Annotated in this window: 14 protein-coding genes; 9 read left to right on the top strand and 5 right to left on the bottom strand. The window is 45.6% G+C overall.

The window, feature by feature from the left end; all coding sequences use genetic code 11:
- Nucleotides 1-26: 26 nt before the first annotated feature.
- Entirely contained in the window at nt 27-968 is a 942-nt protein-coding gene (locus AACR11_RS26550) for a LysR family transcriptional regulator (RefSeq protein ID WP_005429183.1), read from the bottom strand.
- 203 nt (nt 969-1,171) lie between these two features.
- Here AACR11_RS26550 and AACR11_RS26545 point away from each other — a divergent pair, with 203 nt between their 5' ends.
- The 5 genes from AACR11_RS26545 (at nt 1,172) to AACR11_RS26525 (ending at nt 5,868) form a co-directional block, all read left to right on the top strand.
- Nucleotides 1,172-2,092, top strand: a complete 921-nt coding sequence (locus AACR11_RS26545; RefSeq protein ID WP_029788702.1) for a siderophore ABC transporter substrate-binding protein — start codon at nt 1,172-1,174, stop codon at nt 2,090-2,092.
- Between the two features lie 357 nt (nt 2,093-2,449).
- Nucleotides 2,450-3,406: an ABC transporter permease gene (locus AACR11_RS26540; RefSeq protein WP_017189870.1), complete on the top strand. Its 957-nt coding sequence runs from the start codon at nt 2,450-2,452 to the stop codon at nt 3,404-3,406.
- A complete protein-coding gene (locus AACR11_RS26535; RefSeq protein ID WP_009695905.1) occupies nt 3,399-4,349 on the top strand; it encodes an iron chelate uptake ABC transporter family permease subunit in 951 nt (316 codons plus the stop codon). Before AACR11_RS26540 ends, AACR11_RS26535 begins: the two co-directional genes overlap by 8 nt.
- A gap of 11 nt (nt 4,350-4,360) precedes the next feature.
- On the top strand, nt 4,361-5,122 hold the full coding sequence (locus tag AACR11_RS26530) for an iron ABC transporter ATP-binding protein (RefSeq protein ID WP_005434322.1): 762 nt from the start codon (nt 4,361-4,363) through the stop codon (nt 5,120-5,122).
- 143 nt (nt 5,123-5,265) lie between these two features.
- Nucleotides 5,266-5,868: a TetR/AcrR family transcriptional regulator gene (locus AACR11_RS26525; protein ID WP_029788701.1), complete on the top strand. Its 603-nt coding sequence runs from the start codon at nt 5,266-5,268 to the stop codon at nt 5,866-5,868.
- A gap of 104 nt (nt 5,869-5,972) precedes the next feature.
- Here AACR11_RS26525 and AACR11_RS26520 read toward each other — a convergent pair whose 3' ends face one another.
- The 3 genes from AACR11_RS26520 to AACR11_RS26510 form a co-directional block, all read right to left on the bottom strand.
- Nucleotides 5,973-7,505 (bottom strand): MFS transporter permease, encoded by a 1,533-nt coding sequence (locus AACR11_RS26520; RefSeq protein WP_029788700.1) that lies wholly within the window; start codon nt 7,503-7,505, stop codon nt 5,973-5,975.
- A gap of 5 nt (nt 7,506-7,510) precedes the next feature.
- The gene (locus AACR11_RS26515; RefSeq protein WP_029788697.1) at nt 7,511-8,524 is read right to left on the bottom strand and encodes an HlyD family secretion protein; all 1,014 of its coding nucleotides are present in this window, start codon (nt 8,522-8,524) and stop codon (nt 7,511-7,513) included.
- A gap of 247 nt (nt 8,525-8,771) precedes the next feature.
- Entirely contained in the window at nt 8,772-10,505 is a 1,734-nt protein-coding gene (locus tag AACR11_RS26510) for a hypothetical protein (protein ID WP_029788696.1), read from the bottom strand.
- A gap of 457 nt (nt 10,506-10,962) precedes the next feature.
- Here AACR11_RS26510 and AACR11_RS26505 point away from each other — a divergent pair, with 457 nt between their 5' ends.
- The 3 genes from AACR11_RS26505 to AACR11_RS26495 all read left to right on the top strand — a co-directional run bounded on the left by AACR11_RS26505 (nt 10,963) and on the right by AACR11_RS26495 (nt 12,894).
- A complete protein-coding gene (locus tag AACR11_RS26505) occupies nt 10,963-11,916 on the top strand; it encodes a M23 family metallopeptidase (RefSeq protein ID WP_005449635.1) in 954 nt (317 codons plus the stop codon).
- A complete protein-coding gene (locus AACR11_RS26500; protein ID WP_074051870.1) occupies nt 11,820-12,260 on the top strand; it encodes a bactofilin family protein in 441 nt (146 codons plus the stop codon). The genes AACR11_RS26505 and AACR11_RS26500 overlap by 97 nt, the downstream gene beginning before the upstream one ends.
- 247 nt (nt 12,261-12,507) lie before the next feature.
- Nucleotides 12,508-12,894 carry a DUF2541 family protein gene (locus AACR11_RS26495; protein ID WP_005449637.1) on the top strand — a complete coding sequence of 129 codons (387 nt, stop codon included), beginning with the start codon at nt 12,508-12,510 and terminating at the stop codon, nt 12,892-12,894.
- 98 nt (nt 12,895-12,992) lie between these two features.
- Here AACR11_RS26495 and AACR11_RS26490 read toward each other — a convergent pair whose 3' ends face one another.
- Nucleotides 12,993-13,421, bottom strand: a complete 429-nt coding sequence (locus AACR11_RS26490) for a Spy/CpxP family protein refolding chaperone (protein WP_005449638.1) — start codon at nt 13,419-13,421, stop codon at nt 12,993-12,995.
- A 353-nt stretch (nt 13,422-13,774) separates the two neighbouring features.
- Between AACR11_RS26490 and AACR11_RS26485 the strand changes: the two genes are divergently transcribed.
- Nucleotides 13,775-14,101: a 2Fe-2S iron-sulfur cluster-binding protein gene (locus tag AACR11_RS26485; protein WP_029788695.1), complete on the top strand. Its 327-nt coding sequence runs from the start codon at nt 13,775-13,777 to the stop codon at nt 14,099-14,101.
- Nucleotides 14,102-14,151: the final 50 nt, after the last annotated feature.

Below are 14,151 nucleotides of genomic sequence, written 5' to 3'. Positions count from 1 at the left end.
ATGTCAAATGTGAATAATGAATTTCTTTACCATTCACTCTCAGTTGAGCCATATATTTCTTTAAATAATGACTTAACCCAATTACACATCGGGTCGTTATGATAGCGCTTATGCCAGTACAAATAGACCGATTCACTGTCCATTCGAATCGCTTTCGGTACGGTTTTAGTAATCAATTTTCTGCCCTGACAAGCGTCTTCCGCAAAGGGCGTTGGCAAGTGAAAAATCACATCTGTTTGTTCTGCGATCGCTGGTGCAGCATTGAAGTTTGAAAGCTGGACAGGAATCGATAATTGACGCTTTTTATCCACCACACCAAGCTCGACAAAACGATGATAAATCGACAGCGTTTTGCCTCCTTGAAGTGAGATTTGACCGAAATTGCAATCGAGCAGCATCTCTACCGTCAGCTCTTCAACATGCGCAAGCGGATGGGTTTCGCTCATCAGGAATCGGTAGTCGCGATTGGCAATTTTCATGCGGTACAAATTCTGCTCAGAGCTAGGCGGCTCGGCGGTTGAGAGCACAAAATGTACATCCCCTGCAATCAGTGCATCGAAATGGCGCTTCGGGATGGAGTCGATATCGACAATCATGTTCGGCGCTTCTTCACGGATACGCGAAACAATCGGTGGCAGTAAGAAAATTACCTGTGGAACCAAGCCGTAAAAACGGATCGTCCCGTTACTCTTTTCAGGTACAAATGACTGACCGTACATCAGCTTTTCTAGCCCGGTTAGAACGGTGTTCAAATCTTGCTTGATCACTTCGGCTTTTGGGGTCAATTCGTAGCCGTGTGCAGTGCGTACTAACAGCTCATCGTTGAACAAGTTTCTGAGTTTTTGTAAAGAGCGGCTCACCGACGGTTGGCTCATATTGAGCGATACCGCTGTGTTGGAAACATGCTTCTCTTCAAGTAGGTGTTTGAGAATAAACAATAAGTTCAAGTCGACTTGAGCTAAATTCATTTTTTGAATACTCACTATTCCGCTAATTCTGTTGCTGCATATAGACTATCTGCTAATGTGTCTGCAATCAATAATCATTCTTATTTGATTTTAATCAAATTAGTTATACCGCTTTACGACTAATCTCGCGCTCTATTTTTTAAAGCACTATTTGTTTTTTAAGGCACTAATGCGAGATTGCATCGCACCTTTTGGAAATCATTATGTTGGGTAAAACTTCTCTTCGCGTAGCAACGGGAGCTTTGCTGCTTGCATTGGCTCCTATTGGGGCAATGGCTAAAACCTACCAACACAGCTTGGGCACAGTAGACATTGATGGCGTTCCACAACGCGTCGTTGTTCTAGGCTACGGCAGTTTAGACTACATTGATGCTTTGGGTGTAACACCTGTCGGCATGCCAAAAACACTGTTGCCAAAATCACTAGAAAAATTCCAAATCGACTCGTTTGTGAATACGGGTAGCGTAAAAGAAGTGAACTTCGAGACGCTGTTTATGCTCAAGCCAGACCTGATCATTGCAGAAGGTCGCATGGCAGATATCTATAAAGATCTGAGCGACATCGCACCAACTTACATGTTCCGTATCGACACCACCGACTACTGGAAAACAACCCAAGAACACTGGCGCACGCTGGGTGACATCTTCGACAAAGAAGAACAAGCTGAGCAGTTAATCGAAGACGTTCAAGAGCAAATCGACCATCTTCACGCAAAAGTAGAAGAACAACCACGACGCGCACTGACGGTCTCAAACAGTGGTAACAGCTTGGCGATGTTTGGCACCAATAGCCGTTTCTCATTCGTGTATGAAGAAGCAGGCTTCGCGACTTCGACTTCTGAAAACGTGAAATCTGTACCACGCACTCACGGCAACCTGATTTCATTCGAATACATCGCTGATGCACAACCTGAAGTACTGCTTATTCTTGACCGCGAACAAGCCATCGGTCAGAGCAGTGGTAAAGCAAAACAGCTGTTCGACAACGATCTCGTGAAGTCGACACCAGCGGCGAAAAACAACCGCGTGCTGTTTATGGACCCAGCAGCTTGGTACTTAACCGCAGGTGGCTACCAATCGACGCAAACCATGATTAAAGAGCTGAACCAAGTCATTGCTGACTAGGGTCTGTTTATCTTTCGTGGTTAAATTTTGTTCGAGATAAAAGCGTTTTAATCGCGGCGAGTCGATTGAAGCCTAGTGGTTCTAAGTAAAATTGACTCAACAAAGAGTAAAACGCTTTTAGCCGAACCCTTTGGGCAGCGTTTGTAGGTGCTTTCTACTGCGTTATCGGCTTATCAGGTAAGATAGCTACATATCAAAGCCTCTGCCTTGTATAAAACACCTACAAATTGCTGCAAAAATCATCACGAAAGGTCAACAGACCCTTATAGATTCGGTTCCTGCTCACTCTAAAAGATGACCTTTCCCGCTTCACGGTGCGAAAGGTCATTGTTGTTTTTATCACCCTATAAATACACCATGAAATTACATCATATCTTGGCTTTTTTGTTGCTCGTCGTACTCGCCTGCGCCTCTTTGTTGGTTGGGGTGGCGAACGTTTCACTCTCGCAGATTTTGGCTGGTGACAGCCACAGTTTGAACATCTTGCTGGTTAGTCGCTTACCCCGCTTGCTTGCTATCGTCTTAGCCGGAGCAGGCTTGAGTATCGCTGGTTTGATCATGCAGCAGATCGTGCAAAACCGCTTTGCTGCCCCATCCACCACGGGCACCGTCGATTGGGCTATGTTCGGCTACATCGTCGCGCTGATTCTGTTTGCAGACATGAGCAGTTGGGTTCACCTGGTCACCATCTTCGCGTTTTCTGTGATTGGTACGGTGATCTTCGTGCGCTTCTTGCAACGTTTGAAGTTTAAGAACACCGTACTCGTCCCGCTGATCGGCATCATGTATGGCAACGTGGTGTCATCCATGACCACCTTTATTGCCTACAAGTACGACCTAGTACAGACTCTTGGTTCTTGGACTGTGGCTAACTTCGCCTCGGTATTGCGTGGTAACTACGAATTCTTATATCTCGCTCTTCCGGTCTCGGTTCTGGCTTACGCTTACGCTAACCGCTTTAGCGCGGCAAGTGTGGGTGAAAGCTTTGCAAAAAACATTGGTTTGAACTATCAACGCATCGTTCTGGTTGGTGTGATCCTTGTGGCTGTACTGTCGTCATCGGTGGTAATGATCGTCGGGATGATTCCGTTTCTCGGGCTTATCGTGCCAAACCTTGTGTCGCTGTTCATTGGCGACAACATGCGTCGTAACTTGCCTTGGACCGCATACGCAGGTGTGATTTTGGTGCTTACTTGCGACATTCTAGGTCGACTCATTATCTTCCCTTACGAGATTCCAATTTCGATGATCATCAGCATCTTGGGTGGCTCAATCTTCATTTACCTAGTTCTGAGAGACAAATCGAATGCGTGATTCTATGAAAGTAACGCTGCTGGCAATCGCGGCGGTTTTGATTTGTGCGGTGTTCATCGGTAAAGGCTTAACGCCAGATAACTACCAGTTCTTCTTGTCACGCCGCATCCCGAAAGTACTGGCGATTGTCTTGGCAGCAATGGCGATTGCGTCGTCGTCACTGATTTTCCAGACCATCACCAACAACCGAATCCTCACCCCTTCGATTCTGGGTTTCGATTCCATGTACGTGATGATTCAAGTGCTGCTTGTGGTGATGTTTGGGGGCTTGAGTGCTTTGGTCATCAACAGCAAACTCAACTTCGTGTTGTCGACTGGCATCATGATTGTGTGTGCGATGACTTTGTTCAGCTTCTACTTTCGTGGTCGTCAGCGCAATATCTTCACCCTTTTGTTGATTGGTATCGTGTTGAGTAGCTTGTTCAACAGTGTCACTGGTTTCTTCACCATGATCACCGACCCAGATGAGTTCACCTTCATCCAAAGTTCGATGTTCGCGAGCTTCAACAACATCAACAGTGAATTGGTGTACTGGTGTGTGGTTCCGATGCTGCTGTGTGGCGCGTACCTAATGCGTATTGCCCACAAATTAGACGTAATGTGGCTTGGTGTCGATAACGCGAAAAGCCTAGGTGTGGATACCCACAAACTGACCATGCAAGTCATGTTCATCATCACTTTGATGGTGTCTATCTCGACCGCATTGATTGGTCCAATCTTGTTCTTTGGCTTGATTGTCGTGGCTCTGACTCGCCAAATCTTCACTGGTTACCAACATCGCTTATTGATTGTAGCGAGCTCAGTACTGTCAGTTGTACTGCTGTCTGGCGGTCAATGGGTGGTTGAAAACCTGTTCGATTTCGATACCACCATCAGCGTTATTATCAACTTTATCGGCGGCGGCTACTTCTTGCTTCTGCTTATGAAAAACAAATTCGATTAAGGGTTTATCACATGATCCGTATTCAAGGTCTTAGCAAAAAATACAACGAAAAATACGTGGTAAAAAATGCCGATGCCCTTTTCCCTCTTGGTAAAGTAACCAGCATTATTGGTCCTAATGGCGCGGGTAAAAGTACCCTACTATCTATGGCGAGTCGTCTAACAGAAAGCGATGCTGGTAGCGTCGTGATTGGTGATAAGCCGCTTGACCAATGGAACACCGAAGACTTAGCAAAGCGCCTATCAGTGCTGCGCCAATCAAACAACATCAACATGCGCTTTACGGTGCGTGACTTGGTGGCGTTTGGTCGCTTCCCGTACTCGCAAGGTCGTCTGACAGAAGAAGATCACCGCATCATTGATGAATCAATGCAACATCTGGAAATCGACCATTTGAAAGATCGCTTTATCGACCAACTGTCGGGCGGGCAACGTCAAATGGCATTTATTGCTATGGTGGTGGCACAAGATACCGACTACATCTTCTTGGATGAGCCGCTGAATAACCTCGACATTAAACACTCCGTCGACATCATGAGTACGCTACGTAAGCTTGCGGAAATGAAGAACAAAGCTGTAGTAATCGTAATTCACGACATCAACTTTGCGTCTTGTTACTCTGACCACATTGTGGCGATGAAGCTCGGGGAAGTCATTAAAGCGGGCTTAGTTGAAGAAGTGATTGATGCCGACGTGCTGAGCGATATTTACGAGATTCCATTTATCGTGCAAGAGATTAACGGCAACCGTATTTCGTTGTACTACCGACGTTAACGTAACCAATTTGATTTCAAAGGCGGCCTCGTGTCGCCTTTTTTAATTTTGGTCAATGAAGAAGCATTAAACGCGGAAAAGCGGTGTGTCTCGGCGGCAATAATGATACTGTACTGAACAGTTTTATTTAGGCTGATTTAGTTATGCGCGCATCTACTGAAAAGAAAAGAACTCGAATCATCGAAGTCGCGACCGAACTGTTTATTGAACAGGGTTACAAGGACACGTCACTCGATCAAATCGTTTCAATTTGTGGTGGTTCAAAACAGACCCTGTATCGTTACTTTTCCAACAAAGAAGGGTTGTTTGTTGAAGTGCTCGCGCATAACACCAAGATCAGCCTAGAATCCGTTTTCCAACTGGCCGATAAACAGAATGAGCCACTAAGAGAAACCTTAGAAGACTTCGCTAAAAAGTATCTACGTGGCATTTGCTCTAACCCAATCTTATCGCTTTATCGCATCGTGTCTGCTGATTTTAATAAACACGACTCGGTTCCAAATCAGTTTTGGCAAACCGGACCACAGCGTATTCACCAATACTTAATTGAGTTTTTAAAAACCGACACCATTAGCCAGCAACTTAACATCGATGATGCCGATTTAGCCTGCGGGCAGCTACTCGCGCTGATCAAAATGGATTACCAGAACATGGCACTGATGGGCTTTGATTTCTTAAGCGATGAAGAATTGGATTCGCACACACAAAAAGCGGTGACGGCGTTCCTTAAACTTTATCAGCGTTAAGAACCTCAAAACTAAAAAACAAAGGGAGCACATTGGCTCCCTTTATTCTTTTACGGCTTAGTTACCGAGTTGTTTGGCTGGCTATTTGTTCTGTTTACCTAACCTCAGTGCGCTTCTTGTTTTGCGGCTAGCTTCTTACCAATCAACAAGATTGGCGCAAGCGCAAAAATAGACACAATAAACATCACCAACGAATTACTCAGCGCCAATGTCGTTGCTTGCTCCTTCACAACGGCACTAATCTGGCTCATGCCGAGCGCCGGATTAGGTAAGCGACCATGAGTTAGAATCGCGCCGCTCAACGCCTGCTCGTAAGCTACGAATACGTGATTAGAACCATCCAGAGTACGACCGATTTCGCCCGATGCTTGCGCGCTGTGGTTTTGAATCACACGAGAGAAAAACGCTCCGCCAATCACCCCGCCCATGGTTCGGAACAGATAGAAGTTAGCAATGCCTTCTAAGCGCTGCCCTACTTGGAAATACATCAACACCGCAATCGTCACCGACACGTTCAACAAGCCAACACCAAAACCGCGCAGCAGCATTGGGATAGGTAGTGACTCTGTACCAACAAAGCTTGGTAATTGGCTGAACTCATGCACCGACAGTAGAATCATCAGCACGCCAAAAGGCACCACAGCATCCGCCAGCGGACGGCGGAAGTAATACACCAATACACTTACCAGCATGCCGACCAACATGGCGTAAAACGATGGCAACTGCGCATAGCCCGCATTGAGGCTGTTATAGTGCATCGCCATTTTTAGGAAGTTAGCAAACAGCACCGTACTTGCCATCACGGCAAAGCCTGCAAGAAAGGCGTTGTACATAAACACGTTAGTCTTTAACTTGCCGTGCAATTGCATCGACGCAGTATCCAAATGGCGCGTTTTCACCAACTGATACACCACCAACAAAACCAGTGCTGCAGCGACAGAAGAAGCCTGTACAAACCAGTCTGAATCCAACCAGTTGTAGTAGCTGCCACGCATCAGTAGGAACACCACCAAACTCATCGTTAACGCGAGTACGAAGTAAACTGAAGCTGATGATTTTAGCTTAGCTTCAATCTCAATCGCCTGAGGTTTGTATACACCGATCATTACTAGAGCTGAAAAGTACAACCAAGCCGAGGCAACATTCAGAAACGACCAATCAAACTCTTCAACAATCTCAGCCACCAACCACGGGTAAGCGCCCATTGGTAACAGTGTTGAGAAGATCAGTGTCAGCGCAATAATCGCAGGCAACCAACTTTGCTCAAAAGTATTGAGTAGATAAAGGTTCACCACCACCAATAACATGCTCATGAAAAAGCCGCTTACTAACCAAGTCAGTGTGAACAACAACGCATGCTGACCAGTCCAATAGAGCGCAAGGTTTGTTCCCAAACCCACCAGCAATGAAGAGTGCAATGGCAATGACGTACCAAGCTTACGCACCATGATTGGGGTAAACATAAACCCCAATACTTGAGTGATCATAAAGCCGATTTTCACTAACTCGACTTCATCTGCAGACAAACCGGATGTGGCTGCCATCTCGTGGGACAACTCAGTAAACATCACTGAATTGATCCCAAAAGCCGCAATGGCGAACAGCGCAAAAATCAGCAATGGTGAACGTGTTTTCATGGCGATTAACCTTGCGTTGCGGTCTCAATCGACACTTCAGCCGACAAGCCAGGGTAGATGCGCTGTTTCAGCTCTTGTGGAATATCCAACTCGATACGCACTGGCACACGCTGAACTACTTTCACGAAATTACCAGTCGCATTTTGCGGTGGCAGTAAACTAAACTGCGCGCCTGTTGCTGGGGTTATGGAAGTTACACGACCATGCAATGGATGATCAGGGAACATGTCTAACACCACTTCCACGTCTTGCCCTTGTTCAACGTTTTCCAATTGAGTCTCTTTGAAGTTTGCCTCAATCCACACGTAATCCGGTACCATCACAATCAAACCCATGCCCGGTTGAACAAACTTACCCACTTGCACTTGTCTGTCTGCCACATAGCCATCAAAAGGCGCTCGAACGATAGTTCGCTCAAAGGCGATATTCACCAGTCTCAAGTTCGCTTCGGCTTGTTTGCGTTGCGCGGTTAGCTGCATCTTTTCTGTCACGAGCGCGTCAAGCTGCTTCTGTTCAGCGGCTAGCGCTAGCTTGGCAGTTTCAAGGTTGCTGTTCGCTTCAATAGAACGCGTTCTTTGCGCTTCAAATTGGTTTTTACTCACCGACTGCTTTTGTACCAAACGAGACAGACGTTTAAACTCCGCCGCTTGATGTTCCGCGTTGGCACTTGCACTGTGAATGCCCTGCTTCGCCTGCTCGATCTTTACCAACTGCATCTCAGTTTTGGTTTGATTTGCGGTCAGCGCTGCTTTTGCGACATCTAACGCCGACTTCGCGATTTCTTGATTGGCAATGAAATCTTCATCATCAATCGAAAACAGTGGCGCACCTTTGCTTACCCACTGGTTATCTTCGACAAAAAGTTGGCTTACCTGCCCACCGACTTCCGGAGAAATCGCCGTCACATCCGAGTGAACATAAGCGTTATCGGTAGTCACCGTATTAGGTTGGTATAACGCACAACCTGCAGCGAACAACGAACCAATAACAAGCGACAACGCAATGACTTTCTTCTTCATTTTTGAAACCCAACTTAATGATTTCCACAAACTGTACTGCACCGTACAGTTTTAGTAAAGATACATTTGATCATTTATGGAGGAGAAAGATCCATCCCACTGATTTTTATTGATCTTATTTGATGCCCACTTTTGAATGAAAGGGAGAGAATTGAAGTACATATATTGAGAAAAACAAAAAAGGCGACACTGGGGTCGCCTTTTGATTATGAAAAAATGCTTCGAGATTGAAGCCAGTGAATCACGCTTATTGCTGCGCTACCTTCACTTGTGGTTTCGTTGAACCGGTGTAATCAAAGTCGAACGTGATGCCATCTTTGGTTACATCCACCGCCATACCACCAACAAGTTGACCTTGAAGGCTCATCATCAGATCTTCTGGAACTGGTTCGCCAGAAACTTCAGATGCCGTTTCCATCACTTCCAATACACGCTCTGAGTCCAGAGTGAAGCTCAATAGACCATTCGCTGTTAGCGGTTGTGCCATCACCTTGTCACTTGCAGATGCTGCTGCATCACCGCTGTAAAGCGTCAAGTGACTGTCATTCAGACGAGCAAACACATCAATTGGCTTGCCAGCGTACGGTTCTAACAAACCACCAATATTCACAGGTTGGTTATCCGGTTGGATTTGGATTTGAGCGAGTTCAGGCACAAACATCTGCGCGGTTTGCAGCAACATGTTTGGATCGTCCGCAGAGATCGAGAAGATTGCGTCTAGCTGACCAAGCTCAGGACCGTATTGACCACTCATGTCTACATCAAGACCGAACATTTCCATGCTCAAGCCTTTCAGTCCATTCGCCATACCTGCACCCATGCTGATTGCTGGAGCTGGATTTTGACCACGCATATCTTGCTGCGCTTTGGTTAAAATTGAACATTGGTATTGAGGCGTAGTTAGATCGGTCCAGATCTTACCAATTGCTGGTGCAAGCGTGGCAACATCCAAGCCCAGCGCTACACTGAACATACTCTTCTCGCCGTTTGATTCCGCCAGTACGCCACGCATTGATTGCAGTGCTTCCAAAATCACTTGGTTTTTCGATTCAACCACTAGGCTACCATTAATGCGCGCCTTGCTGTCTTGGACTGAGTATTCACCAAATACCACCATTTGCGACCAGTTTTCTGCGATCTGAGTAAACTCGGTATGACACGCTGGCGTGCGAAGTTCATCCAACATTGGATCAGAACCCGCCGTGTTTAGTTGGCGAGCAAGGCGGTTACCATCCGTCGTAGTGAAACCTTTGATGACTTCACGAAAATCAACCAAGCCAAACGAGTTGTTGTTCGCACCGTATTTCGCTTTCAGCGCTTCCAAGCGACCAGAATCCGCAATGTTGTTCTTTGGCGATTCTAGACCAAATGCCATCTTAAGCGGGTTCTCAGCACCTAGCTCAGGAATATCCAACGTCACCGTCAGCACGTTGTTCACTACGCCCACAGCAAGACCAACACCCATTTGCGGATCTTGTGAGTCTGTTAGCTCATAGCGACGGAACTCAACCGTATCCAATTTCACGCTCTCGTGTTGAATGCCGGCTAATTTCTCTTGCTCATCTAAGCTTTTCCATAGTGATGCAGGAGTCTCAAGCTGCATCTTATAAACTGGAACAAAACCAAGCGTATAGATAATTGGGCTTACCATATCGCCAGTACCTAGGAAAGATTTGAGACTTTCAGGTGAAGAAGATGCCGCAACATAAGCATCGAAGAAGTTAACCGCAAACTCGAGACCTGGAGTCAACTCTTCTTCTACGAACAGATCAGCAAGAGGCGGCTGTTGTGTTCCACCGAAAGCAGTCATGTATTCGTAATGATTGAATGGTTCTGTTTGGTAAGTCAGAACAAGTGTATCTGCCGGAACTTGCGTAAGTAGCGAGTTTGAAGATTCACCTTGGGCAAGGTTGTTTTGGTACACATAAGCGGCACCACCAACTGCTGCGACCACTGCAGTAGCTAATAATAATTTTTTCACGACCAACTCCGTTGTCTTGGTTATATTTCCCCAAACCAACTAGCTGGTTTGAGAGAGCATTAAGCCTTCAATGAACGCTTTAACAAGATGAAAAATTTCATTTTTTGTTTCAGGCGTTTATTCGCGTGCAACGCCATCATAAACACCCAACCAGACTTATCAATTTCCCAAATGCTAAATTACTAAAATATCCAACATTTATAAGATAAAACGTGAAGTGAGTTAAATTGCTCAATCATACTATTGGTAATTTACTCAATCGAAAGGATAAGCTCCCCTTATCTCACTGACCAAAGCGGCGATAAGATTAAATCTACCCCCTAACTTTTATTGATTGTGTGAAAACAGATCACGATCTGACATTTTCATCAACATAATCAGTAGAAGCCGACGCACCTTTTCCTTAAAGTCTTGCTTTTCAACAAATAAACGGCAGAGCTACACCTAATTAAGCGCAATGAAAGACCAGCTAACGATTTCAATCTCCACCATTAACGGTTCCAAGCATTGGTACTTCAGTAAAACCATGCAACGCAACTTTAAAACTGGCGTAGTGGTGTTTGTACTGGCGTTAGCGGCGACTGCAATTTTGATAAACCACCTCTACTCACAAGTGGATGATGCGGTTCTTAAACAGGCAGAATTGACCGAACGTTCGCGTAGTATCGGGCAAGAACTCGATGATTTAAAAAATCTTAAATCCGAGTTAGAGAACGATCTCTCTGAACGAGAAGAACGCGTTCAACTCGTTTCTGAACGCTTAGGTGAGTTAGAAAAAGTGCTTGGTGTTGCCAAAGAGTCCTCCAGCGATAGTTTGGATGCGCGACTAGATACCGCAGCCATTACCTCACATGTACGTATGGCAATGCTTAATCAGATCCCTAACGGCTCGCCAGTAGGAAAGGCACGTTTTTCTTCTGGTTTTGGTAAACGCGTCCATCCCGTTACAAAGCAAGTCAAGATGCACCGAGGATTGGACTTTGCCGTAAACACTGGAACCAAGATTTACGCGCCAGCAGATGGCGTTGTTGAAGTTACTCGACGCAGTAAAAAAGGCTCGGGTAACTTCTTACGTTTACAACATTCATTCGGCTTTTCGAGCTCTTACTCGCACTTAACAGGGTTCAAAGTCAAAACCGGTGAGTTCGTCAAAAAAGGACAACTCATTGCAATCTCCGGCAACAGTGGGCTCTCTTCTGGTCCCCATCTTCATTATGAAGTGCGTTTTGTCGGACGAGCCCTAAACCCGAGGCCATTTGTCGATTGGAACCTCAATGATTTTGAAGACATCTTTACCAAGGAGCGAAGAATACGATGGGAATCTTTAATCAAAACCGTGGAACAACGAGTAGCCCAACAGCTTCAACTCTCATCGCCAAAGGCTGTACTGTTAGCGGAGAACTCAAAGTAGAAAGCGACATCCAGATTGATGGTATTGTTGAAGGTCAATTGCACGTCGAAGGCACCCTTGTGGTCGCAGAAAGTGGTCGCATCAAAGGCGACGTTTATGCGAAGCAACTTGTCATCAATGGCGTCCTTGATGGCAACTTCCATGCAGAGCACATTCAAGTGCTCGCAAAAGGTCGTGTTAGCGGCAAGATCTGGAGCAACAACTTGAGCATCGAACCGGGCGGTAAGTTCTTCGGTGAGGCAGCAGAGCTACCAGAAAAAGAAGTGGTGACGTTAAAAGACAAATCCACAGCAGTGAAAGGCGCCGCAAAAGCCGATAAGCCACAGGCGGTTAAAAGCGCTTAATAACAAACCAAAAGAGCACATTTAAGTGCTCTTTTTTGTTTATCCTCTTCATCACCTCTCCCACTCCTTCATATCGTTACGAACACAGCCTCGATAACGGATTCGCACTTGGCAGAAGCGAAGCCAGTACTTTTATTCGGGCAAAGTCAGCGGATTGTGAAACTTCATCCACATGCAAAAATATCGCTAGTAGATTTTCATTTCTCTCGACTATGATTCGCGCTCCTGTGTTTTGGTGATTATTTTAATGAGAATTTATACCGCTATTATCACGGCAGCACTCGCTGCAACAACACTTATCGCGCCTGCTCATGCGGACGATAAATTCACTTTGGGTCGTACCATTTTGCTTGAGCACGGTAACCTAGCAGCAAAAATCCCGATGATTGTTTGCCGCAATACCAACGCGATCAAAGTGAAAGCAGAGAAAGATATCGAACTACGAAAAGTGGTTGTACGATTCCAAAATGGTGACGAAAAAACCATTCGTTTCCATCGTGACCTTGATAAAGACAAAATGACAGATTGGCGTTACTTTGGTTACCGTCGCTGCGTAAAACATATCGAAGTTTACGGTAACTCAGAAGGCTCAAAGGCGGGCGTTCGCGTTTACGGCAAAGAGAAAAACGATTAAGTATCAGAGTGCGATCGTTCCTTTCATCGCAGACAAATACATAAAAAGACTCCCGCTTGGGAGTCTTTTTCGTTCTGTGACGAGTTTAAGCTGAGTGTTTATTGAGCGCTTTGTTTGATTGACTCAAACTTTTTCAACTGCTCTTGCTGGCGCTTCTCAAGCGTTGCTTTCTGTTCGTCAGTAAGCACATTGTAGATATCGTGCTGCGCTTTAAGTTGAGCAAGTTGTTTGTCCAACTGTTTTGCATTTGCTTGCTGAATCAGCTGTTTTGCTTTTGCTTCATCAAAGGATGATGCTTTAACCAGCTTCTCGAATTGTTTTGCACTCTCTTGAGCCGCTTTAGGATCTTGTTTGCCCGCTAATTCGCTGCTGAGCTTAATCTGGATGTCTTCAATTTTTGCTTGCTGCTCCGCAGTCATACTCTCTAAACCAAATGGTTTTGGTGCAACAGGCTGCGCTGGTGCGGATTCTGCGAATACATTCGCGCTGCTTAGTAGTAGAATCGTCGACAATAGGTAGCGTTTCATTGGGGGAACCTTCATTTACTGCTATTTGGAATTAGATGAGACTCAATCGATACCACATGGTTTCCTGTACCTAGTAAATATGAGGCATTCCTTCACAAAAATGATTTTCGATTGAAGCCCGAAGGAACCTTATACAATTCCAATAACTGCGTCGTCTTTTCTCGTGATCATTCGTCTTATACCCAAGTAACCTCGAGATGCTAGGTTCAGCGAGAATGACTTGGAAAGAGCTGGCTATTCCGCTGCGTTGTTTTCCTTGCTTTCGGTAAATAGGGAATTAATGACAGCGCTCTGAATCCTGTATCTTGAAGTCACTTGGATATAATCATTGTTTAACCCTAATTTAAGAGCTTATGTTTACCTTTAAACCCGCAATCATTGAGATTGATACCCATAAAATCGCTATTTCACCGGATGACCAGAACCTTGTTGATATCGCTCGTAAGGTCAGAGTGAATATCGCCGCACCGTGTTTAAAGAACAGACGTATCAAAGGCTGCTGCCATGTTTGTAAAGTAGAAGTGGATGGCCAGCCTCGCTACGCATGTAAGGTAAAACCCATGCCGGGCATGAAGGTGATCGTGCGTCGTGCTGATTTAGATGCGGCACGTAAAGAGGCAGCAAAAGCTTACAAGCAGAAGATTACAGCGCAAGAGTCTGCCGCCAATGAGCAAAACTGACTGAATACGGCGGCATTCAAAAATAAAAAGGGCGACCATGGAGTCGCCCT

Source organism: Vibrio sp. L85, from assembly GCF_963871815.1.
In the GTDB taxonomy this organism is placed as follows: Bacteria; Pseudomonadota; Gammaproteobacteria; order Enterobacterales; family Vibrionaceae; genus Vibrio; species Vibrio harveyi.
The sequence above is the reverse complement of the archived record's forward strand: the minus strand, read 5'-3'. Positions and strand labels throughout refer to the sequence as shown.